The sequence below is a fragment of the Streptomyces sp. NPDC107454 genome (assembly GCF_055582885.1).
On record NZ_JBVJPA010000021.1, the window covers coordinates 172,695 to 195,629 of the forward strand.

Below are 22,935 nucleotides of genomic sequence, written 5' to 3' on the forward strand. Positions count from 1 at the left end.
ACCGCGCATCCAGGGCGCCGTCGCACACCCCGCGCGTCGCCGCACACTCCGCGCGGCGAGCTCGGACGACAGGCCTACGCCGCCATCAGTCGCTCGGCCTCCTCGACCGCCTCCTCCAGGCTGTCCACCACGGGCACGCCGACCCCTTCGAGGCTGGCGCGACTGTGCGAACCGCCGGTGTAGAGCACGGCCCGCGCCCCCACGTGCAGCGCGGCCACCGCGTCGTCGGCGGCGTCCCCGATCACCACCGTGCGCTCCGGGTCCACGCCCGCGAGCGAGCCTATGTGCCGCACCATGTGCTCGGCCTTGCTGCCGCCGGACGGCCCGACCCGCCCCTCCACTCGCACGAAGTGCGGCTCGATCCCGAACCCCCTGACCAGCGGCACCAGTTCCTCGTGCACATACATGCTCAACAGCGACTGGCTGCGCCCCGCCGACCGCCAGTCCGCGAGCAACGTCGACGCCCCCTCGGTGAGCTCGCACGTCACACGGTGCTCCGCGTAGTACCGATGGAAGGTGTCGTCCATGACCTCCCACTCGGCATCGGTCGGCAGCCGCCCCATCAGCCGCTCGTAGAACTTCGGCACCGGCACGCAGTACAACTCCCGGTACCGCTCGAGCGTGAGCGGCGCCAGCCCCAACTCGGCGAATGCCGCGTTCGTCGCCCCGATGATCGCGGCGTTGTCGTGGAACAGCGTCCCGTTCCAGTCCCACACGATGTGCGCTGCTGCGCCCTGCTTCCCCATACCAAGAAACTACCCGTCCGCACTGACAACGCCCCTCGGGGCAGGCTCAGTCCTCCAGCCCCACCAGGTTGGGAATCTCCTGCGTCGCGAACCACAACAACTCGTGGTCCTCGGCCCCGTCCACGATGAACTGCGCGTCGTCGTCCCCGTGGTCGGCCGCCCCGAGCGCGTCCACGGCGGCCGAGACGTCCTCCCTGGCGTCATCGGCGTCGACGTGCACCGCGGCCGCCTTGGACAGGGCCACGGGCCCCGACACCCGCACCTCACCGAGCGCCACCGGATCGAGCCCCCGGTCGGGATCGGCGACCGCGGCCCGGTCGGGAACGTCGACCGCGACGACCACCCGCCGCCGCACGGCCCCCGGCTCCCCCGCGAGCAGCCGCAGCGAGGCCAGCGCGGCCCGGTTCAGCGCCGCGTACTCGAGCTCCTCGATGTCGTCGGAGAGGTACCACTCGCGCAACGCGGGCGTGACGGCGTACGCGACGACCGGTCCCGCCGCCAGCTCCCCCGTCTTGTACGCCTCGGCGAGACCGGAGAGGGTCAGGGGGACGTAGACGCGCATGGCTGGCCGCTTTCGTAGTCGGGTGGGTTTCCCGGGTCGGAGGGCTCCTGAAAGGGGCGGTCCCGCGCCTCCCGGGAAGGCCTTCAGGATACGTGCGGGCGTCCCCTTTCGGGTCCCGGTCCCTCCCCCGTACGGCGTCAACCCACGTCCCGCGATTCACCCGGAACATCCCTTCCCCGCCGGGCCCACCGCCTCTCCCGCTCACTCTGATAGGTGAACCTTCCCGCCGCCGCGGCGCGCGCCCTGCGTCCTTGCGGGGACCCGCTCCCGCCTCGTAGAAGATCCCCAACACGAAGTTACCGCCCGGTATCGACCGGTCGCGGCGAGCGGGGACGACGCTGAACGGGGACGACGCATGAACAAGGTGATGACCAGGACGAAGCGCCGCCCGGGCACCCGCCCACCCGGCCGCCACGACACCCGCCGCCCCGGCACCACCCCACCGCGCACCCCGGGCGCGGGCGCACCCCGCCCGGCCCCGGGAGACAGCCCGCCTCAGGCGCCCGCACCGCAAACGCCCCCGGCGGAGGACGCATCCCGCACCCTCCTCCTGCCCCCACCGGCCGACCCCCCACGGGCGTCGCCACCGCCCTCAGCGCCGTCCTCAGCGCCGCCGCAGCCCCGTCCCACCGACCTCTTCGCCGACCGCCTCCTCGCCGTGCTCAGCGGCCAACGCCCGGTCCACTGCATGCTGCGCCACACCGCGGGCCGGGCCTACGACGAGCTGGCCTGGCTCGCCGAGCGCGGCCCCCTGCGCACCCGTGGCACCCGCCCGGTCGTCCGCGACATCGGCTACTACGTGCCACGGCCCGGCGCGATCGAGGCCTTCGCCCGCATCGGCGCGGGTGACCGGCTGCGCGCGATGGCCTTCCGTCTGGAACAGGGCCCCGATCTCCGCTGGCGCTGCACGGCGGTGGAACTGGGCGGCCCCCGCATGCCCCGCCCGGACGACGACTGAGCCCCCCCGAATCCGTGAACACCTCGCCGGCAACTCCTACGGGCCCCTGAACCCCCCTGAGCAACGCAAAGGGCCGGACACCCACAGGTGTCCGGCCCTTCACCGCTTCTCAGCTCTCATCGGCTCTCGCGAGCCGATCGGTCACTTCTTGCGGCGCCGCCCGTTGCTCTTCTGCTGCTTGCGGCGCTCCGCGCGCGTGAGGCCGTCCGCCTCGGATCGCACGGGCTCGTCGTCGTCGTTGGCGAAGTCGCCCTCGACGATGCCGCCCTCACCGTCCACGGTCGGCGCGGAGAAGTGCAGCCGGTCGGGACGCTGCGGGGCGTCGAGCCCCTTGGCGCGGATCTCGGGACGCGCACCCGCGGGCACGACGTCCTCCTTCTTCTCCAGCGACGGCGCGGCGTCCTCGACCGGGACCTCCTCGACCTGCTGCTCGACCTGAACCTCCAGGTTGAACAGGTAGCCGACGGACTCCTCCTTGATGCCGTCCATCATGGCGGAGAACATGTCGAAGCCCTCGCGCTGGTACTCGACCAGCGGGTCCTTCTGCGCCATGGCGCGCAGGCCGATGCCCTCCTGGAGATAGTCCATCTCGTAGAGGTGCTCGCGCCACTTGCGGTCGAGGACCGACAGGACGACCCGCCGCTCCAGCTCCCGCATGATCTCGGAGCCGAGCTGCTCCTCACGGGCCGCGTACTGCTCGTGGATGTCGTCCTTGATGGACTCGGAGATGAACTCGGCGGTCAGACCGGCACGGTCACCGGCCGCCTCCTCCAGCTCGTCGACGGTGACCTTCACCGGGTAGAGCTGCTTGAAGGCGCTCCACAGCCGGTCCAGGTCCCACTCCTCGGCGAAGCCCTCGGCGGTCTCGGCCGCGATGTAGGCGTCGATCGTGTCGTCCATGAAGTGCTGGATCTGCTCCTGGAGGTCCTCGCCCTCCAGGACGCGGCGGCGCTCGCCGTAGATGACCTCGCGCTGCCGGTTGAGCACCTCGTCGTACTTCAGAACGTTCTTGCGCGTCTCGAAGTTCTGCTGCTCGACCTGCGACTGGGCGGAGGCGATCGCGCGCGTGACCATCTTGTTCTCGATCGGCACGTCGTCCGGCACGTTGGCCATCGACATCACGCGCTCGACCATCTGGGCCTTGAACAGCCGCATCAGGTCGTCACCGAGCGACAGGTAGAAGCGGGACTCGCCCGGGTCGCCCTGACGGCCGGAACGACCGCGCAGCTGGTTGTCGATACGACGCGACTCGTGGCGCTCGGTGCCCAGCACATAGAGCCCGCCGAGCTCCTTGACCTCTTCGAACTCCGCCTTGACGGCCTGCTCGGCCTTCTCCAGGGCGGCGGGGAGGGCCGCGGCCCACTCCTCGATGTGCTCCTCGGGGTCGAGGCCACGCTGACGCAGCTCCGCCTCGGCGAGGTCATCGGGGTTGCCGCCGAGCTTGATGTCCGTGCCTCGACCGGCCATGTTCGTGGCGACGGTCACAGCGCCCCGGCGGCCGGCCTGGGCGATGATCGGGGCCTCACGGTCGTGCTGCTTCGCGTTCAGCACCTCGTGCTGGATGCCCCGCTTCGAGAGCTGCTGCGAAAGGTACTCGGACTTCTCGACCGACGTCGTACCGACGAGGATCGGCTGGCCCTTCTCGTGCTTCTCGGCGATGTCGTCGACCACCGCGTCGAACTTGGCGACCTCGGTGCGGTAGATCAGGTCCGACTGGTCCTTGCGGACCATCGGCTTGTTGGTCGGGATCGGGACGACGCCGAGCTTGTAGATCTGGTGGAACTCGGCGGCCTCGGTCATCGCCGTACCGGTCATGCCGGAGAGCTTGCCGTAGAGGCGGAAGAAGTTCTGCAGGGTGATCGTGGCGAGCGTCTGGTTCTCGTCCTTGATGTCCACCCCTTCCTTCGCCTCGATCGCCTGGTGCATGCCCTCGTTGTAGCGGCGGCCGGCGAGGATACGGCCGGTGTGCTCGTCGACGATCATGACTTCGCCGTCGATGACGACGTAGTCCTTGTCCTTCTTGAAGAGCTCCTTGGCCTTGATGGCGTTGTTCAGGTAGCCCACCAGCGGCGTGTTCACCGACTCGTACAGGTTGTCGATGCCCAGCCAGTCCTCGACCTTGGAGACGCCGGGCTCGTGGATGGCGACGGTGCGCTTCTTCTCGTCGACCTCGTAGTCCCCGGTCTCCTCGAGGCCCTTGAGGGGGTTGCCGGCCTCGCCCTTCTTCAGCCTGGTGACCAGCTTGGCGAAGTCGCCGTACCACTTGGTGGCCTGGTCGGCCGGGCCGGAGATGATGAGCGGCGTACGGGCCTCGTCGACGAGGATCGAGTCGACCTCGTCGACGATCGCGAAGTTGTGGCCTCGCTGGACGAGTTCGTCCTGCGACCAGGCCATGTTGTCGCGCAGGTAGTCGAAGCCGAACTCGTTGTTCGTGCCGTACGTGATGTCGCACGCGTACTGCTCGCGGCGCTGGGCCGGCGTCATGTTGGCGAGGATGCAGCCGACGGTCAGACCCAGGAACTTGTGGACGCGACCCATCATCTCGGAGTCGCGCTCGGCCAGATAGTCGTTGACCGTGATCAGGTGCACGCCGTCTCCGGAGAGGGCGTTCAGATACGCGGGCAGCGTGCCGACGAGGGTCTTGCCCTCGCCGGTCTTCATCTCCGCGACGTAGCCGAGGTGGAGCGCGGCGCCACCCATCATCTGCACGTCGTAGTGACGCTGTCCGAGGACGCGCTTGGCGGCCTCGCGCACGGTGGCGAAGGCCTCGGGGAGTAGGTCGTCCAGGCTCTCCCCATCCGCATACCGCTGCTTGTACTCATCAGTGAGGGCGCGCAGCTCGGCGTCGGAGAGGTCGACGAAGTCCTCTTCGATGGAGTTGACCTGGTCCGCGATGCGGTGCAGCTTGCGCAGGATCTTGCCTTCGCCTGCACGCATGATCTTCGAGAGGACGGACACGGGGGTTTGTCTCCTTGCCGGTCGGGCCTGGGACGGTCGGGTTCAATGTCAGATTCAAATCACAGCTTGAGCAACGGCCATCGTAAGCGAGGACCCCACCGCGCCGGGAGGTCTGCCAGTGACAGCCACTAGGACAACGGACAGGGGTGGCGGAAGGTGCCGCGCCCGCGCTGCGAAAAGTAACCGAACCGTCACTCGCCGCAAAGGAATGGCGCCCTTTCGGTGGCCCTAGCAGAATCGGCCGATGGACCCCGTCACGCTGACCACCGACCGGCTGCTCCTGCGCGCCGTGGACTCGCACGACACCGACTCGGTGTACGAAGCCGTCCAGGACCCCGACATCCAGCGCTGGACCACGATCCCCTCGCCCTATCTCCGCGAGCACGCGACGGGCTTCACGGATCAGATGGTGCCGGACGGCTGGGCGGACGGCTCCATGTTCACCTTCGGCGCCTTCCTCCTGTCGGGGGACCTGACGGGCATGCTCTCCATCAGCATGCGTTCCCTGGGGGTCGGTGAGGTCGGCTTCTGGGCGGCCAAGGAGCACCGCGGCAACGGCTACATCACCGAGGCCACCCTCACCGCCGCCCGCTGGGCCTTCACGAGCCTCGCCGTCGACCGCCTGGAATGGCGCGCCGAGGTCGGCAACAAGGGTTCCCGCGCGGTCGCCGAACGCGCCGGCTTCACCCTGGAAGGCACCCTCCGCTCCGCCCTCAACAACAAGGGCGTACGCCGAGACTGCTGGATCGGCTCCCTACTCCCCTCGGACCTGGGCCTCGCCTCAACGGCCCCGTACTTGCCCGCCCCGCCCTCCACCCCATAAAGCCCCGCCCGACACTAAAATCCAGTCCCCCTCACCCCGATCCAGCTCCCCAGAGACCTGGGGCTGCCGCCCCCGAGGGCGCAGGAGCGGGGGCGGCTGCCCCGGCCCGGCCAGGGCGAAACCCCACGGCGCCCTGAGTCGGCAGCCCCGCCACAACCGCAAAGCACACCCCCAGCCGGGGCCCGAAGGCAAAGCCCCACGGGCGTTCCAGGGATGCAGGAGACAGTCCGGCCGAGGTCCGGAGGTGCAGCCCGCCGGGCTCCGGAGACAGAGCCCCTCCGGGGTGCAGGGGCGCAACCCCACCGGGTCCGGGGGCACAGCCCCACCGAGGTCCAGGGGCGGAGCCCCGCCGGGGGTCCGGGGGCGGAGCCCCACCGAGGTCCAGGGGTGCAGCCTCACCGGAGTGCAGGGGCGCAGCCCCGCCAGGGTCCGGGGGCGCAGCCCCGCCGGGTCCGGGGGCGCAGCCCTGCCGGGTCCGGGGGCACAGTCCTGCCGGAAGTCCAGGGGCGCAGCCCCGTCAGGGTGCAGGGGTACAACCCCACCGGGGGTCCAGGGGCGCAACCCCACCGGGTCCGGGGTCGCAGCCCCACCGAGGTCCAGGGGCGGAGCCCCTCGCGGGGTGCAGGGGTGCAGCCCCGCCGGGGGTCCAGGGGCGGAGCCCCACGCGGGGTGCAGGGGCGCAGCCCCGCCGGGGGTCCAGGGGCGGAGCCCCACGCGGGGTGCAGGGGCGCAGCCCCGCCGGGGGTCCGGGGGCGGAGCCCCTGGCGGGGGCTGGGGCGGAGCCCCTGGGATGGGATGGGTAGGGGCGGCGGGGGCGAGTCCACTGTCAGTGGCACCGCCTACCGTGTGGAACATGACGAGCCTCCCGCGTCCCACCACCGACCTCTCCGCCGAAGAAGCCCGCCGCATCGCCCTACGGGCCCAGGGCTTCCTGGGCACCCCCGACCGCAGGGCCGGCGTCCGCGGAATCCTGCGACACCTCGGCGCGGTCCAGCTCGACACGATCTCCGTCCTGGCCCGCTCCCACGAACTCATCCCGTACGCCCGCCTGGGCGCGGTAGGCCGCACAACCGTCGACCAGGCCTACTGGACCGACACCCACGCCTTCGAGTACTGGTCCCACGCCGCCTGCATCCTCCCCGTGGAGGAATGGCCCCACTTCGCCTTCCGCCGCCGCGCCTACCGCTCCCGCCCGCACTGGAACCACGACCTGCCGGACGGCACCTACGACCAGGTCATCAAGCAGCTCCGTACGGAAGGCCCCCTCACGGCCACGGAGTTGGGCGGCGCGAAGAAAACCAGCGAGTGGTGGGACTGGTCGGGCACCAAGGTGGCCGTGGAGCGCGCGCTGATGTACGGCGAAGTGGTGTGCACGGAGCGCCGCGGCTGGAAGCGTGTGTACGACCTCGCCGAGCGCGCCGTCCCCGAGGCCCTGCTCCATGACGAGCTGGACGACACGGAGTGCCTGCGCCGCCTGGTCGGCCTGGCCGGCAAGTCCCTGGGCGTCGGCACGCGCGCGGACATCGCCGACTATCACCGTCTCAAGGGCGAGCAGGTCGACGCGGTGATCGCGGACTCGGGCCTGGTCCCGGTGACGGTGGAGGGCTGGGGCAAGCCCGCGTGGGCGGACCCGGCGGCCCTGGAGACACCGCCACGCGGCCGCCACCGTACGACGCTGCTGTCCCCGTTCGACTCGCTCATCTGGGAGCGGGCCCGCACGGAGCGGATCTTCGGCTTCACCCACCGTCTGGAGGCGTACACGCCCAAGCCGAAGCGGGTGTACGGCTACTTCGCGATGCCGGTCCTCGCCGGGGGCCGGCTCGTCGGCCGCGTGGACCCCGCCCGCGAGGGCCGCACCCTGGTCGCCAAACAGGTCACGCTGGACGGCGCCAAGGCGGTCCCTGCCGTGGCCCAGGCCCTCCTGGAGGCAGCGAGCTGGGTGGACTGCACAAACGTACGGGTGGAACGGGTGGACGCCCCGGACCTCCGCGAGCCCCTCGCGAAGGAACTCACCCGCGCACTGGCCTGACCCGACCGGCCAACCTGACCAGCCTTACGCAGACGCAACGCAGACTCACCGGATCTCGAGGATCTTCTCCCGCATCGCGTAGACCACCGCCTCCATCCTGGAGTGCAGTTGCAGCTTCTCCAGGATGTTGCGTACATGGTTCTTCACGGTGTTCTCGGAGATGAACAACTCCTTGGCGATATCCCGGTTGTTCATCCCGGTCGCGACGAGCTTGAGAACCTCCAGCTCGCGATCCGTGAGCCGCGGCGCGGGCACGAGCCGGCGCTCGTCCGTCCGCTGAATCATCGACTTGAACTCGGTGAGAAGTTTCGACGCCATCGACGGGCTGATCTGCGACTGCCCGTCCGCCACCGCGCGAATGGCCGTGGCCACCTCGTCCGTGGAGATCTCCTTGAGGAGATAGCCGGTGGCGCCCGCCTTGATCGCGTCGTAGAGATCGGCTTCCTCGTCGCTGATCGTCAGCATGATGATCTTCGCGCTCGGAGCGACCTCCTTGATGGAGGTGCACGCCTCGATGCCGCCCCGCTTCGGCATACGTACGTCCATCAGCACGATGTCGGGCAGCAGGTCGGCCGCCTTGTCGACCGCCTCCGCCCCGTCACCCGCCTCGCCGACGACCTGGATGTCCTCCTCGGCCGCGAGCACGATCTCCAGGCCGCGGCGGAAGAGGGCATGGTCGTCCACGACGAGGACCCGGATGGGCTCCTTGCGTGGAGAGCCCGCGTCCGGGCCTATGCCGACGACGCCGCCGTCGGCATCCCCGTCACGCATCGGTCCGAAGCTGTCCGCCATCGTTCCTCCCCCTGAAGGCCGTGGCCTGCGTTCTAGTGCCATCGCCAATCCAAGGCAACGACCCACCGGTTGGGGCCGGTTCGGCCATGATTCCATGCCCGGACGACAGTGCGGTGACAGAGCGGGTCGCGAAGTGGTCGCACACCGGTGCCCCTGGGGGCGCACGCGCGCTCCAGGGGCACCGGCTCAGCCGTCATCGGGGCGGGTCAGCCGCCGAGCGCACCGCCCGGCGCGTCAGGTCCGGCCTGGGTGACCATGGGGTCCGTGCTGAGGTGGATGACGCCGTAGTCATATGCGTGCCGCCGGTAGACGACACTGGGTTCCTTCGTCTCGGAGTCGACGAAGAGATAGAAGTCGTGCCCGACCAGCTCCATCTCGTAGAGCGCCTGGTCGAGCGTCATCGGGGCGGCCACGTGGGTCTTCTCGCGAACGATGAGGGGGCCTTCGCCCATGACCTCGAGGGAGCCGATCTTCTTCGTCGGCACGCTGTCCGCGTCGTCCTCGTGGACGACGGTCCCGTTCCCGTTGAGCGTCGCGGCGCCGGGGACGTGGTCGGCGACCTCCGCGGCCGAGAGCCGGCCGTTGCCGCGGCGGGTGTAGCGCTTGTCGTGCTGCTTGCGCAGACGGGCTTCGAGTTTGTCCGCCGCCAGGTCGAGTGCCGCATACGGGTCACTTGCCGCCGCCTCCGCCCGGATCACCGGACCGCGGGAGTGGAGCGTGATCTCCACTCGGTCGCAACGGTCGGCCTGCCGGGGGTTGGGCTCCTTGGACACCTCCACGTCGAGGCTGATCACCTTGCCATCGAGCTTCTGGATCTTCTCCAGCTTCAGCTTCTCGGCCACGTGCTTGCGGAACCGCTCGGGCACCTCGGTCTTGCGGCCCTTGACGACGATGTCCACGCAGAACTCCGTTCCCGGATCGCTCCGCTGCACTGGCGGAGCGTCTCCCTTTTGCACCAGGCCCCGGTGAGTGCCGGAACCTCGGACTTGGTGACTTTCACCTCCTCCTCCCCCATGGGCAAGATCTACACCCCATCGCTACGGGTGATTCAGAAACCCGCAGCACAACATTCGGATGGGCGAGGTACGGCCTGCGCCATTGCCTCACAACCGAACATATCTCGCCTGGACGGATGTCGTCACCCTCTACTGCGGCGTACCTCCGTTCAGGTGAATTGACCTGGTCATTACCTGCAACGATGGAAGTTCCCAGTCAGTTCCGGTTTATTTCGAAAGAGTCCGGCGAGGCCGCGACCACAGCCGCGCAGACCACGTCGTCGACTCCGCTCATACCCGCCATTCGCCGGGCTCCTTGTGTCCGGTCGCTATCCACTGACGTTGCCTCGGTCATCCGTTCCCCCGTTGCTTCCCCCGCTTCCGCGACGCATGCATCGACGTCCAGGTATGGATCGATCCCCGCCACCGCCGCCCGTACGGCACGGGCCGCCTCCGTCATCGAGGCGCCCGTCGTCATCAGGTCGTCTACGAGTACGACCCGGCCCCCGCTCGCCAACAGCCGGGCACCTCCGGCCGCCACCTCCAGGGCGCCCGCGAGATTGTCCAGTCGCTGCCGCGAGTTGAGCCCCGCCTGGTCGGCCACGGCGCGCCGCTGCCGCAGCACGGCCAGCACCCGGGCCGGTGTCCCCGTGCGCCGCAACTCCCCCGCCGCCGCGAGCGCGATCCGCCGCGCCGGATCCTGGCCCCGCGCCCGCACCGCCTGCCGCGAGGACGGCAGGGGAACAAGCAGCAGAGAACCTGTGCCGGAAAGCGGCACGCGCCCCGGACCACCCCCGAGCCGCAGCTGCCCGTTGCCGCCCCTCAGGCACCCGTCCCGGGCCGTGGACAGCTCCTCCGGGACCGGGAGGCACAGGTGCCCCAGCCCTGCCCGTACAGCCCCCGCCAGGGCCGTCCCCAAAGGTCTCGCAAGTGTCAGTACCCCCCGTTCCTTGTGGGCGAGGAGCGTCGCGCGCACCTCGTCCTCGTATGGGGCCGCCGCGTGCACGACCGGCAGCCCGGGCGGCTCCGGATCCGGTCGCACCCGGCGCGGTGCGGCCCCGCTCAGGGCGGCACGGCACTCCGGGCAGAGCACCGTGCGAGGCATTCCGCAGCCTCCGCACTCGGCCGGCAGCACCAGATCGGTGAGGTCCTGCCACCACCCCCGCATGCCCACCACTGTGCCAATGCGCGGGCCGACCGGCCACCCCTGTGGACAACCGCCTGTGGACAACTCCACGGCCATCACCCGTCCGGGTGACCCAGCCCGCAATGGCGGCCAGATCCACCCCGTACAACGGCCAGGTCCGCCTCGTACGATGGCCAGATCCACCCCATACGGCAGCCGGGCCTGCCCGAAAAGGGAGGCCCGGCAAGTCGGTACCCGGAGGAAACCGGAAGAAAGAGGCCGCTATCCGGGATAAACCGGTGCCGTGCCGTCCTTGACGATCTTCTGCCACTGCTCCCCGGAGGACAGCCGCACGATCCCGTCCTCCTCCGAGTGCGCCACCAGCGGCAGCCGTTCGTCCTCGGACGCGGCGACCTCCTTCACCCCCGTCAGCGCGGAGGGCGCGGCGCCCACCGGAGTGGAGCCGTCGACCTGGACGTAGCGCATCTGCTGCACCCCGCCGGACTCGCGCCCGACGACGACGAGCCGGCTGTCGCCGGCCCACGACATGGCGGTGACCTCCTCCAGCTGCGGCGCCGCGGAGCGCAGCTCGAGGATCGAGATGAGGGGCCGCCCGCCGGTCTTGGTGTCGCGCTGGATGCGCCCGATCTGCAGCGAGCTCTTGCCGTCCTTCTGGACGATCAGCGCAATCCGCGCCCCGTCGGCGGCCACCCGCACCGCCTGGACACGCCCGTCGATACCCGGCGCGGTGACCGCCAGCGGAGTACCCGCGCCCTTCTCCAGCAGGAGCAGTCGCGGGTTCTTCGGGTCGCGGTCGGCCACCCACAGGTCGCCCTGTCCGTCCCAACTGGGCGTCGTCAGCCGGTCGTCCGCCTTCGTCCCCTGGCTGTGCAGCACCGCGTCCCCCAGCGAGGCGCCCGACACCAGCGATCCGACGTACAGCGAACTCCCGTCGGCCGACACGCCGGCCGCGCTGTCCTCGGTCCGCGACACCGCGGCCGACCGCAGCTTCTTGTCGCCCACTCCCAGCGCACCGGGTACCGGCTCGGGCTGCTTGTCACTATTGCCGCTGGGCAGCCGCACGAGCCGCTGCTTGGCATCGATGAAGTACTCGTACTCAGGGCGCTTGGCCGTGCCGTGCGAAGCGACGGTCTCCGCCCGGTTCTCGGTGACCACGCACAACTGCGAACCGTTCGACCGCTGCAGCTCCACCTCGTCGACGCCCGTGGGCGTCAGGTCCTGGAGCGTGAAGAGGAGTTGGGTGGCCATCTTGTTGCACTGGGTCTCTCCGACCCGGTCGGCCTTCTTGCTCAGCGGGACCGTCACCCTGTTGCGGTCGTCGGGCGACAGCGACGTGACGCCCTTCTTCAGCTCCGTGTCGGACGGGAAGCTCGACGTCACCACCGGATCCAGCCAGCGTGTGGGCCCCTTCAGGAGCGACCGGACCATCTCCGTCATCGGGTCCACCTTGTCCCGCACATAGACGGGATCGGCGACGGTCCCGAGCGGTCCGCCCGAACCGGAGGGCACATTCGAGGCAAAGTAGTACTTGTTGACGGACACGTAGTTGCGCTGGAAGTCGGAGTTGCCCATCACCACGCCCTGCGGCAGCGCGTCGATGCGCCACTGCTTGGTGTCCTTCTGCAGCGTGAGGTGCACCGTCGTCCGGTACGAACCGGCGTCCGGCGCGTACGCGTGCTGCTCGTCCACCGTGGCGACCTTGCTGCCGGAGAGCGTGTACGAGTCGTCGCCCTCCCTGGTGCCCGAGTGCTCCGACTCGGGGTTGGGCCCGTCCGCGAGGACGGTCGTGGAGCGGTACGGATCCCACGTTTTGCGGGCGCCCGCCGTCAGATATTTGCGCGCCGTCTCGTACTGCGCGTCGTCACTGGTCAGTGCCTCCAGGAAGCCCTGCACGATCTCCGCCGGCGGGGCGTCCTCGCGGGGCGGCAGCGCGAAGACGCGGACCTGCGAGTCCTGCCTCGGCGTGGACTCGACCCCGCGCAGATCCCCGCTGTCCGGCATCGAGGCACACCCGGTCAGCAGCAGTGCGCCGCAGCCGATGTACACCCCCACGCGCGCGGGACGCCGACGGCCGCTCCCCTCGCGGTCAGCGACCACGAAATGCCTCCCCTTGCCCGAGTTCCTCGGGCTCTGCTTGTCCGAGTTCTTCAGGCCCGCCGCCGTCCCGGCCACGCTCCTGCACGCTCCGCTCCCCACCCGCGACGGGCATGTCGTCCGGCCGCCGCACGGCCCCGGAGGGCCTCGGCACCACACGCGCACCGTTGCCCGGCAGCGCCGTCGGATCGGCCGTGGGCGACGCCCCGGCCAGTCGCGGCACCACGGACGTCCGCTGCATGGGCGGTGCCGCCTTCCCACCCGCGGCCTGCATCGGCACCGTGGCGAGCTTGTCGCCGCCGCCGGAGGGCAGTCCCGCGTCATTAAGTCCACGATTACGCCGCGAGTCCATGGGCTCCAGAGGTATCGGAGACCCACGCAGCGGCTCGTCCGCGGTACGCGGCAGCGTCAGCCGGAACTGCGAACCGCCGCCCGGCTCACCCCACGCCTGCAGCCAGCCGCCGTGCAGCCGGGCGTCCTCCAGGGCGATGGACAGCCCGAGCCCCGTACCACCGGTGGTACGCGCTCGTGCCGGGTCGGCACGCCAGAAGCGGCTGAAGACCCGGGTCGCCTCTCCGGGCTTGAGGCCGACGCCGTAGTCACGCACCGCAATGGCGACCGCCCCGCCCGCTGAGGCGAGCTTGACCACCACTTCCTTGCCGTCGCCGTGCTCCACGGCGTTGACGACGAGATTGCGCAGCACCCGCTCCACCCGCCGGGCATCCGCCTCGGCGACCACCGGCTGCTGATCGCCGACGACACGTATCTGCGAGCCCTTGCGCTCGGCGAGCGGCTCGGCGCCGCTGACGACACGCCGTACGACTTCCCGGAGGTCTATCGCCTCGGCCTCCAGCGCCGCCGCACCCGCGTCGAACCGGCTGATCTCCAGCAGGTCCGCGAGCAGCGTCTCGAACCGGTCCAGCTGATCGGCGAGCAGCTCGGCCGACCGAGCGGTCACCGGATCGAAGTCCACGCGCGCGTCATGGATGACGTCGGCCGCCATCCGGACGGTCGTGAGCGGCGTACGCAGCTCGTGCGACACGTCGGACACGAACCGTCGCTGCATCCGCGACAGGTCCTCCAGCTGCTGGATCTTCAGCTGAAGGTTCTGCGCCATCTTGTTGAAAGCCTCGCCGAGCCGCGCGATGTCGTCCTCGCCGGTGACCTTCATCCGTTCCTGCAGGCGCCCGGCGGAGAGCCGCTCGGCGATCCCGGCCGCCATCCGCACCGGAGTGACGACCTGGCGCACCACGAGCCAGGCGATGGCCCCCAGAAGCACCACGACGAACAGTCCGGCCGTGGCGAGCGTCCCCTTGACCAGGCTCAGCGACTTCTCCTCCTGCGTCAGCGGGAAGAGGTAGTAGAGCTGGTACGCGTCTCCATTGGGGTCGAGGACCTGCTTGCCGATGACCAGCGCGGCCTGCGACTCCGTGCCGTCCTTGTAGACGACCCTGGTGTAGCTCTGGGCCGCCATGGTGTTGCTGTCGACGCGGGCGCGCAGGTCCTCCGGGATGCTCACTGTCGGATCGACGTCACCCGAGGAACGCGGACCCCGCCCGGCACCGCCGTTGCCGGCCACGGTGGAGCTGAGCGTCACCACGTCGAAGGCGCCCTGGCCGCCACTGGAAAGGGAGACGACGAGGTCGTTCATCCACTGGCTGACGTTCTTGGACGGACGGCCGTCCGCACTCGAACCGTCGTCGCCATTGGCCGTGGCAGCCGCGTCCGCCTTCTGCTTGGCCACCGAGAAGCCACCCGTGGCCTGACTCTGCGAGGCCTTGACCTTGGCGTCCAGCAGACCGTTGCGCACCTGCCCGATGACCACGAAGCCGAGCAGCAGCACGACACCCAGCGACATCAGCAGCGTCGTGACGACGATCTTGAGCTGGATGTTGCGCCGCCACAGCCGCATCACGGGCAGCAACGGGCGGCGCACCCAGCGCATGAACAACCGAAGCACCGGGCTGCCCTGGACTCCGCCCTGCAGCAGCCCGCCCTCCAAGAAACGTCCCCAGCGGGAGCCCGTCACCTTCCGGCCGACAGGCCGCCCCGAACGGACCCCCGACTCACCGGGCGCCGAAGCGGCACTGTCCCGGGACATGTCAGCTCGGTCCGGCCTTGTAACCGACACCACGGACGGTCACCACGATCTCCGGCCGCTCCGGGTCCTTCTCGACCTTGGAGCGCAACCGCTGGACATGGACGTTGACCAGTCGGGTGTCCGCCGCGTGCCGGTAGCCCCACACCTGCTCGAGGAGCACCTCACGCGTGAACACCTGCCACGGCTTGCGGGCCAGTGCCACGAGCAGATCGAACTCCAGCGGCGTCAGGGCGATCGACTGCCCGTCCCGCTTCACAGAGTGACCGGCCACATCGATCACAAGATCGCCGATGGCCAGCTGCTCGGGCGCCGGTTCCTCGGAACGACGCAGCCGCGCCCTGATCCGCGCCACCAGCTCCTTTGGCTTGAACGGCTTCACGATGTAGTCGTCGGCGCCGGACTCGAGGCCGACCACGACATCGACGGTGTCGCTCTTCGCGGTGAGCATCACGATCGGCACTCCGGATTCCGCCCTGATCAGGCGGCACACCTCGATACCGTCCCGGCCGGGAAGCATCAGGTCCAGGAGCACCAGATCGGGCTTGGTCTCACGGAAAGCGGCCAGCGCCTTGTCGCCGTCGGCTACGAAAGACGGCTCAAAACCTTCACCACGCAACACAATGCCGAGCATCTCGGCCAGTGCGGTGTCGTCATCGACGACAAGGACTCGTCCCTTCATAAACGACATCATCCCATTAACTAAATCGTTACCTGGCGTGACCTGCCACACAGCTCAGCGAGTGCCTCTGCTGTCACGGGCGACACAGCGCCCTCTTCGGTCACGATCGCCGTCACCAACTCGGGCGGCGTCACATCGAATGCCGGGTTGTACGCCTGGGTCCCCAGGGGTGCCACCGGTATCCCGCCTCCCGCTTCCACTCCTGCCACAGGCACCTGGGGTGCTGTGACCTCGGTCACTTCGTGACCGGGACGCTGCTCGACCTCGATGGATGCTCCGTCCGGGGTGTCCGGGTCCACCGTCGTCACCGGCGCCACCACGATGAATGGCACATGGTGATACCGGGCCAGCACCGCGAGCGGATAGCTCCCCACCTTGTTCGCCACCGAACCGTCGGCAGCGATCCGATCGGCCCCGATGAGCACCGCGTCCACCTCCCCCGCCGCGAACAGTGATCCCGCCGCGTTGTCCGTGAGCAAGGTGTACGCCATTCCGTTGCGCGCCGCCTCGTAAGCCGTCAGGCGAGCACCTTGCAGCAACGGACGCGTTTCGTCCACCCAGAGCCTCCGCAGCTGCCCCGCCCGATGCGCCGCGAGAGCCACCGCGAAGGCCGTGCCCTCCCCGCCGGACACCAGCGCTCCGGTGTTGCAATGCGTCAGAATCCGGTGCCCGCCACCCGGCAACAGCTCGTCGAGCAGCGCCAACCCGTGCTCGGCCATCCGAGCACTGGCCGCGGCATCCTCCCGGTGCAACGCCCGCGCCGCTTCAAGCGCCGCCCCGGCGGCCTGCCGCTGATCACCGCCGCCGGAGAGCGCGGCACGATACGCCGTCTGCGCCCGGCGCACACCGACAGCGAGGTTCACCGCGGTGGGCCGGGCGCCCGCCAGCGCCCGGGCGGCATCGTCCACGTCGAAGCCGCGCACGGCGGCGAGCGCGACTCCGTACGCCCCGGCGATACCCAGCAACGGCGCCCCTCGCACGGCCAGCGTGCGAATCGCCTCCACCAGTGCGGGGGCGTCCGTGCACACCAACTCGACTTCCTCGGCCGGCAACCGTGTCTGGTCGAGAAGGACCAGCACCGGCCCTTCCGGCGGCTCGTCCCAGCGGATCGCCGGTATCTCCAGTAGCCCGTCGCCCTCGCGGAATTGCGCGTACTGATCAGCCATCCGCCCAGTCTGCCCCGTAGCAGGCGGACAATTGAAGGTGTCCACCCCATACGGGGGCCGGTCCCATGCCAGGCACACCGTGGCACGATGGCTGCCAACCTGCCACCGCGACCGCGGACGGGCACCGTGAAGGAGCGACGATGAAAGACACTCCGGGCTGGGCCTCGCCCGGATCTGCCCCCTCCGACGGGCAGGAGCCGGACAACTCCGGCGCCCCCGAGCCCCCGGAGCAGCCCGCGGACCGAGGTGGCGCGAACCAGCCGGAGCCGCCCTCGAAGTGGTCCAAGGAGCAGCCCCCGCCCGGCCAGTGGTCCGCTCCCAGCCCACAGGGCCCCGGCCAGGCCCCGCCGCCACCGCCCCCCGGCCCCGGCTGGGGCGGCCAGCAGCCCCCTGGCGCGGGCGGCTACGGAGGCCAGGGCGGCGGCTACGGCGGCTGGGGAGGACCCGGCCGTGGCTACGGAGGCCCAGGAGGTCCCGGTGGCTGGGGCGGCAACTGGGGCGGCCCGCCGCCCGCCGCCAAGCCCGGCGTGATCCCTCTGCGCCCGCTCGGCGTCGGCGAGATCCTCGACGGCGCGGTCTCCACCATGCGGACCTACTGGCGCACTGTCCTGGGCATCTCGCTCACCGTCGCCGTCGTCACACAGATCGCGATCATCCTGCTCCAGGGCCTGGTCCTGGACGACAGCACGAGCACGGACGTCCTCAACGACCCGAGCGCCACCGCCGGCGAGCTGAGCCGCGCCCTGGGCGACACCCTGCTGAGCTCCGGGGTCGTCGTGCTCATCGGCCTGCTCGGCACCATCGTCGCCACGGCCCTGCTCACCTCCGTGACCAGCCGCGCGGTGCTCGGCAAGTCGGTGACCACCGCCGAGGCCTGGCGCGACGCCAGACCCCGGCTGCCGAAGCTGTTCGCCCTGACCTTCCTGCTGCCGCTCATCGCCGTCGCGATCATCACCGTCGGTACTCTTCCCGGCCTCCTCATCGCCCTCGCCGGCTCGAGCAGCGCGGGCGCCGCACTCGCAGTCCTCGGCGGACTCGGCGCGGGCGTCGTCGCCCTCTGGCTGATGATCCGCTTCTCGCTCGCCTCGCCCGCCCTGATGCTGGAGAAGCAAGGCGTCCTGAAGTCGATGAGCCGCTCCGCGAAGCTCGTCCGCGGCTCCTGGTGGCGAGTCTTCGGCATCCAGCTGCTCGCCACGATCATCGCCAACATCGTGGCGTCGATCATCGTGATCCCCTTCGCGCTCATCGCCTCCGCCCTGAGCGGCGACGGCGTCGCCGGCTTCCTCGGCAGCGGCGGCAGCTCCGGCTGGACGTTCCTCATCGTCAGCGGAATCGGTGCGGTGATCGGCTCCATGATCACCTTCCCGATCTCCGCGGGCGTCACCGTGCTCCTCTACATCGACCAGCGCATCCGCCGCGAGGCCCTCGACCTCGACCTGGCACGCGCCGCCGGTGTCCAGGACTACGGCTCCAGCACCCCCGGCACCACTCCGGGGAGCTGATGCGGTGAGTCCGGCGGGGGGAGTTCTCACAGCGGTACTGGCACTGCCGCGCACCGGCATCACGGCCGTACTCGCGCTGCCGCGCGACGACGAACCACCGGTGACGATCCCGCGCGACCCCGCGCGGGAGGCGGCCAAGCGCGAACTGTCCAAACGGATGTACCACGAGAACGACCCCAGCCCGGTGCAACGCGCGCTGAACGCCTTCTGGGACTGGGTCGACAAACTGTTCAGCGCCGCCTCCACGGCGACTCCCGGCGGCACGCTCGGACTTGTCGTCATCGTGGTGGCGGTGCTGGCGGTCGTGGCCGCCCTCTGGTGGCGCCTCGGCACCCCGCACCGCACCCCCACCTCCTCCGCCGCACTCTTCGACGACCGCCCCCGCAGCGCCGCCGAACACCGCGCGGCCGCCGAAGCGCACGCCGCCCAGGCCCACTGGAACCAAGCCGTCCAGGAACGCATGCGCGCCGTCGTGCGCTCCCTCGAGGAGCGCGCCCTGCTCGACCCACGCCCCGGCCGCACCGCGGACGAGGCCGCCGCCGAAGCGGGCCGCACACTGCCCTCCCACACGGACCGACTGCGCGCCGCCGCCCGGGACTTCGACGAGGTCACATACGGCGGCCGGTCCGCGGGCTCCGACACATACCACCGCCTCACCGAACTCGACCGGGACCTCGAGCGCACCAAACCCGTACTCACCAGCAACGCCCAGAGCACGGACCACAACAGCCGCCAGGGGGCCGCCTCATGACCGAGGCCACCCTCACATCCACCTCGGCCTCGCCCACCGCCCGCCAGGTGTGGACCCGCACCCGAGGCATCGTTCTCGCCGTCGTGATCCTGCTCGCGGCCGCCGTCGCGATCGCCGCGATCCGCTCCGGCGCCCAGCACGGCCGCCTCGACCCACGCTCCGCAGACCCCTACGGCAGCCGCGCCACCGCCGAACTCCTCGGCGACCGCGGGGTCTCCACACGCGTGGTCACCACCCTGGACGAGGCCCGCGCCGCGGCCGGCGCCGACACCACTCTCCTCGTCGCCGCCCCGGACCTGCTGACCGACCATCAGCAGGCCGGCCTCCGCGCGGCGACCAAGAACTCCGGCGGCCGCACGATCCTGATCGCCCCCGACTCGCCCTCCCTCGGCACCCTCGCCCCCGGAGTCACCGCCGATCCCGCGATCAGCTTCCGCTCGACGCTCTCCCCCGGCTGCGACCTGGCCGCCGCCCGCCGGGCGGGCAGCGCCGACACCGGCGGCATCCGCTACAGCACCAACGACCCCGGCGCCGATCTCTGCTACCCCAGCGACGGCCTGCCCACCCTGCTGCGCATCCCGGCGGCCACCGGGAACGGCGACACCGTAGTCATCGGCGCCCCCGACATCCTCTACAACAAACGTCTCGACAAGCAGGGCAACGCCTCGCTCGCCCTCCAACTGCTCGGTTCCCGCCCCCACTTGGTCTGGTACCTCCCCTCCCTCTCCGACACCTCGGCCACCGACGCGGGCAAAAAGACCTTCCTCGACCTGCTCCCCTCGGGCTGGCTCTGGGGCACCCTTCAGCTCTTCATCGCGGCAGGCCTGGCCGCCCTCTGGCGGGCACGCCGACTCGGCCCCCTCGTACCCGAACGCCTCCCCGTCGCGATCCGCGCCTCCGAAACCGTCGAAGGCCGCGCCCGCCTCTACCGCAAGGCCAACGCCCGCGACCGCGCGGCCGCCGCTCTGCGCTCCACCACCCGCACCCGACTCGCCCCCCTCATCGGCGTATCCCCCGCTCAGGCGCACGCGCCCGAGGCACTGCTCCCCGCCCTGTCCGCCCGCCTCAACCGCGACGGACAGTCCCTGCACACCCTCCTCTTCGGCCCGCCGCCCAGCGACGACGCGGCCCTCATCTCCCTCGCCGACCAACTCGACGCCCTCGAAAGAGAGGTACGCCGTTCATGATGGCCCCGACCACTGACAACGCCGGGTACACCGGGGATTCGGGCACCGCCCGCTCCTCCCTGGAAGCCCTGCGCACCGAGATCGCCAAAGCCGTGGTCGGCCAGGACCCCGCCGTGACCGGCCTCGTCGTCGCTCTCCTCTGCCGCGGACACGTTCTACTAGAAGGAGTCCCCGGAGTCGCCAAAACGTTGCTCGTCCGCGCGCTCGCATCCGCGCTCGAACTCGACACCAAGCGCGTCCAGTTCACTCCCGACCTGATGCCGAGCGACATCACCGGCTCACTCGTCTACGACGCCCGCACGGCCGAGTTCTCCTTCCAGCCCGGCCCGGTCTTCACGAACCTCCTGCTGGCCGACGAGATCAACCGCACCCCGCCCAAGACCCAGTCGTCCCTCCTCGAAGCGATGGAGGAGCGTCAAGTCACGGTCGACGGCACTCCCCGCCCGCTCCCGGAACCCTTCCTGGTCGCCGCGACCCAGAACCCTGTCGAGTACGAGGGAACGTATCCTCTGCCCGAAGCCCAACTGGACCGCTTCCTCCTGAAACTGACGATCCCTCTGCCGTCCCGTCAGGACGAGATCGACGTCCTCACCCGCCACGCCGAGGGCTTCAACCCGCGCGACCTGCGCGCCGCCGGCGTACGTCCCGTGGCGGGCGCGGCCGACCTGGAAGCCGCCCGAGCCGCCGTGGCCAAGACCTCGGTCTCCCCTGAAATCACCGGATACGTCGTCGACATCTGCCGCGCCACCCGCGAATCGCCGTCCCTCACCCTCGGCGTCTCCCCGCGCGGCGCGACCGCCCTCCTCGCCACCGCCCGTGCCTGGGCCTGGCTGACCGGCCGCGACTACGTCATCCCCGACGACGTGAAGGCCCTGGCCCTGCCCACCCTCCGCCACCGCATCCAGCTCCGCCCCGAGGCCGAGATGGAGGGCGTGACGGCCGACTCGGTCATCAACGCGATCCTCGCCCACGTCCCCGTCCCCCGCTGATGGCACTCACCGGACGCGCCGCCCTGCTCGCGGCCCTCGGCACACTCCCCGTCGGCATCTGGGAGCCGAGCTGGGCGGGCATCCTCGCCGTGAACGCTCCCCTGGCCCTGGCCTGCGCCTGCGACGCCGCCCTGGCCGCACCCGTACGCCGCCTCGGCCTGACCCGCTCCGGCGACACTTCCGTACGCCTGGGCGAAACCGCCGATGTCACGCTGACCGTCACCAACCCCTCCGGCCGCCTCCTGCGCGCCCGCCTCCGTGACGCCTGGCCTCCGAGCAGCTGGGAGCCGGGCACCGAGGTGGCCGCCTCCCGCCACCGCCTGACGGTCCCCGCCGGCGAGCGACGACGCCTGACCACCCGCCTGCGCCCCACCCGCCGAGGCGACCGCCAGGCCGACCGCGTCACCATCCGCTCGTACGGCCCCCTCGGTCTCTTCTCCCGCCAAGGCAGCCACCAGGTGCCCTGGACCGTACGAGTCCTGCCACCCTTCACCAGCCGCAAGCACCTCCCCTCCAAACTGGCCCGCCTCCGCGAACTCGACGGCCGCACCAGCGTCCTGACCCGCGGCGAGGGCACGGAATTCGACAGCCTGCGCGAGTACGTCCCCGGCGACGACACCCGTTCCATCGACTGGCGCGCCACGGCCCGCCAGACCACGGTCGCCGTACGCACCTGGCGTCCCGAGCGCGACCGCCACATCCTCCTGGTCCTCGACACGGGCCGAACCTCCGCCGGTCGCGTGGGCGACGCCCCGCGTCTCGACGCTTCCATGGACGCGGCACTCCTCCTGGCTGCTCTGGCCTCCCGGGCCGGCGACCGCGTGGACCTCCTCGCCTATGACCGCCGAGTACGCGCCCTGGTCCAGGGCCGCTCGGCCGGCGACGTGCTCCCTTCCCTGGTCAACGCGATGGCGACCCTGGAGCCGGAGCTCGTCGAAACGGACGCCCGCGGCCTCACCGCCACGGCCCTCCGTACGGCCCCTCGCCGTTCCCTGATCGTGTTGCTGACCAGCCTCGACGCGGCCCCCATCGAAGAGGGCCTGCTCCCCGTACTCTCCGGTCTCACCCACCGCCACACAGTTCTCGTGGCCTCAGTGGCCGACCCCCATATCGCGCACATGGCTACGGCTCGGGGAAGCGCCGAGGCGGTGTACGAAGCGGCAGCCGCGGCCCAGGCCCAGACAGAACGCCATCGCACGGCCGAACAACTCCAGCGCCATGGAGTAACCGTCGTCGACGCGATTCCGGACAACCTGGCGCCGGCCCTCGCGGATGCGTATCTGGCGCTCAAAGCGGCGGGACGGCTGTAAACGGGTACAAAAAAGGGGGCCTCTCGACCCGAGAGGCCCCAAAAAGATGATCCTGAACGCAGAAAACCCCCGTACCGATTTCCCGGTACGGGGGTTCTCCCTACAATTAGTTCGGCGGCGTCCTACTCTCCCACAGGGTCCCCCCT

Annotated in this window: 18 protein-coding genes; 8 read left to right on the plus strand and 10 right to left on the minus strand. The window is 70.5% G+C overall.

The genetic code is table 11. The features are described from left to right. Positions 1-74: 74 nt before the first annotated feature. Both ACZ69M_RS41995 and ACZ69M_RS42000 read right to left on the minus strand, forming a co-directional pair. Positions 75-746, minus strand: coding sequence for an HAD family hydrolase (locus ACZ69M_RS41995; RefSeq protein WP_470058423.1), 672 nt, complete (start codon positions 744-746; stop codon positions 75-77). Positions 747-792: 46 nt separating this feature from the next. Beyond that, positions 793-1,308, minus strand: a complete 516-nt coding sequence (locus ACZ69M_RS42000) for a DUF6912 family protein (protein ID WP_470058424.1) — start codon at positions 1,306-1,308, stop codon at positions 793-795. A gap of 355 nt (positions 1,309-1,663) precedes the next feature. Here ACZ69M_RS42000 and ACZ69M_RS42005 point away from each other — a divergent pair, with 355 nt between their 5' ends. Beyond that, on the plus strand, positions 1,664-2,266 hold the full coding sequence (locus ACZ69M_RS42005; protein ID WP_470058426.1) for an Rv3235 family protein: 603 nt from the start codon (positions 1,664-1,666) through the stop codon (positions 2,264-2,266). Between the two features lie 141 nt (positions 2,267-2,407). Here the strand turns inward: ACZ69M_RS42005 and secA are convergent, their stop codons facing one another. Then, complete coding sequence (secA, locus tag ACZ69M_RS42010) at positions 2,408-5,224, minus strand: preprotein translocase subunit SecA (protein ID WP_470058428.1); 2,817 nt, start codon at positions 5,222-5,224, stop codon at positions 2,408-2,410. 244 nt (positions 5,225-5,468) lie between these two features. On the opposite strand from secA, the gene ACZ69M_RS42015 reads away from it, so the two are divergent. Beyond that, the gene (locus ACZ69M_RS42015; protein ID WP_470058430.1) at positions 5,469-6,047 is read left to right on the plus strand and encodes a GNAT family N-acetyltransferase; all 579 of its coding nucleotides are present in this window, start codon (positions 5,469-5,471) and stop codon (positions 6,045-6,047) included. Positions 6,048-6,900: 853 nt separating this feature from the next. After that, positions 6,901-8,076, plus strand: a complete 1,176-nt coding sequence (locus ACZ69M_RS42020) for a winged helix-turn-helix domain-containing protein (protein ID WP_470058431.1) — start codon at positions 6,901-6,903, stop codon at positions 8,074-8,076. A 45-nt stretch (positions 8,077-8,121) separates the two neighbouring features. Here ACZ69M_RS42020 and ACZ69M_RS42025 read toward each other — a convergent pair whose 3' ends face one another. The 7 genes from ACZ69M_RS42025 to mtnA all read right to left on the minus strand — a co-directional run bounded on the left by ACZ69M_RS42025 (position 8,122) and on the right by mtnA (position 17,050). Then, entirely contained in the window at positions 8,122-8,868 is a 747-nt protein-coding gene (locus ACZ69M_RS42025) for a response regulator transcription factor (RefSeq protein WP_351703078.1), read from the minus strand. Positions 8,869-9,074: 206 nt separating this feature from the next. After that, complete coding sequence (hpf, locus tag ACZ69M_RS42030; RefSeq protein ID WP_403695216.1) at positions 9,075-9,767, minus strand: ribosome hibernation-promoting factor, HPF/YfiA family; 693 nt, start codon at positions 9,765-9,767, stop codon at positions 9,075-9,077. Positions 9,768-10,080: 313 nt separating this feature from the next. Continuing rightward, entirely contained in the window at positions 10,081-11,031 is a 951-nt protein-coding gene (locus tag ACZ69M_RS42035) for a ComF family protein (RefSeq protein ID WP_470058433.1), read from the minus strand. Positions 11,032-11,271: 240 nt separating this feature from the next. After that, on the minus strand, positions 11,272-13,107 hold the full coding sequence (locus ACZ69M_RS42040; RefSeq protein WP_470058435.1) for an LpqB family beta-propeller domain-containing protein: 1,836 nt from the start codon (positions 13,105-13,107) through the stop codon (positions 11,272-11,274). Next, positions 13,097-15,205 carry an MtrAB system histidine kinase MtrB gene (gene mtrB / locus ACZ69M_RS42045; RefSeq protein ID WP_470058436.1) on the minus strand — a complete coding sequence of 703 codons (2,109 nt, stop codon included), beginning with the start codon at positions 15,203-15,205 and terminating at the stop codon, positions 13,097-13,099. Before mtrB ends, ACZ69M_RS42040 begins: the two co-directional genes overlap by 11 nt. 1 nt (position 15,206) lies before the next feature. Continuing rightward, complete coding sequence (gene mtrA / locus ACZ69M_RS42050) at positions 15,207-15,896, minus strand: two-component system response regulator MtrA (RefSeq protein ID WP_015659998.1); 690 nt, start codon at positions 15,894-15,896, stop codon at positions 15,207-15,209. Positions 15,897-15,904: 8 nt separating this feature from the next. Next, the gene (mtnA, locus tag ACZ69M_RS42055) at positions 15,905-17,050 is read right to left on the minus strand and encodes an S-methyl-5-thioribose-1-phosphate isomerase (protein ID WP_470058438.1); all 1,146 of its coding nucleotides are present in this window, start codon (positions 17,048-17,050) and stop codon (positions 15,905-15,907) included. A gap of 140 nt (positions 17,051-17,190) precedes the next feature. On the opposite strand from mtnA, the gene ACZ69M_RS42060 reads away from it, so the two are divergent. Genes ACZ69M_RS42060 through ACZ69M_RS42080 form a run of 5 tightly spaced genes read left to right on the plus strand, consistent with a single transcriptional unit; the run spans position 17,191 to position 22,789 of the window. Then, the gene (locus ACZ69M_RS42060; RefSeq protein ID WP_470058440.1) at positions 17,191-18,552 is read left to right on the plus strand and encodes a DUF3824 domain-containing protein; all 1,362 of its coding nucleotides are present in this window, start codon (positions 17,191-17,193) and stop codon (positions 18,550-18,552) included. A 4-nt stretch (positions 18,553-18,556) separates the two neighbouring features. Beyond that, positions 18,557-19,303, plus strand: coding sequence for a DUF4129 domain-containing protein (locus tag ACZ69M_RS42065; RefSeq protein WP_470058442.1), 747 nt, complete (start codon positions 18,557-18,559; stop codon positions 19,301-19,303). Continuing rightward, positions 19,300-20,490, plus strand: a complete 1,191-nt coding sequence (locus ACZ69M_RS42070) for a DUF4350 domain-containing protein (RefSeq protein WP_470058444.1) — start codon at positions 19,300-19,302, stop codon at positions 20,488-20,490. Before ACZ69M_RS42065 ends, ACZ69M_RS42070 begins: the two co-directional genes overlap by 4 nt. Beyond that, a complete protein-coding gene (locus ACZ69M_RS42075; protein ID WP_470058446.1) occupies positions 20,487-21,479 on the plus strand; it encodes an AAA family ATPase in 993 nt (330 codons plus the stop codon). The genes ACZ69M_RS42070 and ACZ69M_RS42075 overlap by 4 nt, the downstream gene beginning before the upstream one ends. Next, positions 21,479-22,789, plus strand: a complete 1,311-nt coding sequence (locus ACZ69M_RS42080; RefSeq protein WP_470058447.1) for a DUF58 domain-containing protein — start codon at positions 21,479-21,481, stop codon at positions 22,787-22,789. The genes ACZ69M_RS42075 and ACZ69M_RS42080 overlap by 1 nt, the downstream gene beginning before the upstream one ends. Positions 22,790-22,935 lie beyond the last annotated feature (146 nt).

What these genes read in the sequence shown, in the direction of transcription:
- mtrB (WP_470058436.1), bottom strand. Translation starts at nt 15,205, where the DNA reads ATGTCCCGGGACAGTGCCGCTTCGGCGCCCGGTGAGTCGGGGGTCCGT.
- ACZ69M_RS42075 (WP_470058446.1), top strand. Translation starts at nt 20,487, where the DNA reads ATGATGGCCCCGACCACTGACAACGCCGGGTACACCGGGGATTCGGGC.
- ACZ69M_RS42060 (WP_470058440.1), top strand. Translation starts at nt 17,191, where the DNA reads ATGAAAGACACTCCGGGCTGGGCCTCGCCCGGATCTGCCCCCTCCGAC.
- ACZ69M_RS41995 (WP_470058423.1), bottom strand. Translation starts at nt 746, where the DNA reads ATGGGGAAGCAGGGCGCAGCAGCGCACATCGTGTGGGACTGGAACGGG.
- ACZ69M_RS42070 (WP_470058444.1), top strand. Translation starts at nt 19,300, where the DNA reads ATGACCGAGGCCACCCTCACATCCACCTCGGCCTCGCCCACCGCCCGC.
- ACZ69M_RS42035 (WP_470058433.1), bottom strand. Translation starts at nt 11,031, where the DNA reads ATGCGGGGGTGGTGGCAGGACCTCACCGATCTGGTGCTGCCGGCCGAG.
- mtnA (WP_470058438.1), bottom strand. Translation starts at nt 17,050, where the DNA reads ATGGCTGATCAGTACGCGCAATTCCGCGAGGGCGACGGGCTACTGGAG.
- ACZ69M_RS42020 (WP_470058431.1), top strand. Translation starts at nt 6,901, where the DNA reads ATGACGAGCCTCCCGCGTCCCACCACCGACCTCTCCGCCGAAGAAGCC.
- mtrA (WP_015659998.1), bottom strand. Translation starts at nt 15,896, where the DNA reads ATGATGTCGTTTATGAAGGGACGAGTCCTTGTCGTCGATGACGACACC.
- ACZ69M_RS42080 (WP_470058447.1), top strand. Translation starts at nt 21,479, where the DNA reads ATGGCACTCACCGGACGCGCCGCCCTGCTCGCGGCCCTCGGCACACTC.
- ACZ69M_RS42000 (WP_470058424.1), bottom strand. Translation starts at nt 1,308, where the DNA reads ATGCGCGTCTACGTCCCCCTGACCCTCTCCGGTCTCGCCGAGGCGTAC.
- ACZ69M_RS42025 (WP_351703078.1), bottom strand. Translation starts at nt 8,868, where the DNA reads ATGGCGGACAGCTTCGGACCGATGCGTGACGGGGATGCCGACGGCGGC.
- ACZ69M_RS42005 (WP_470058426.1), top strand. Translation starts at nt 1,664, where the DNA reads ATGAACAAGGTGATGACCAGGACGAAGCGCCGCCCGGGCACCCGCCCA.
- ACZ69M_RS42015 (WP_470058430.1), top strand. Translation starts at nt 5,469, where the DNA reads ATGGACCCCGTCACGCTGACCACCGACCGGCTGCTCCTGCGCGCCGTG.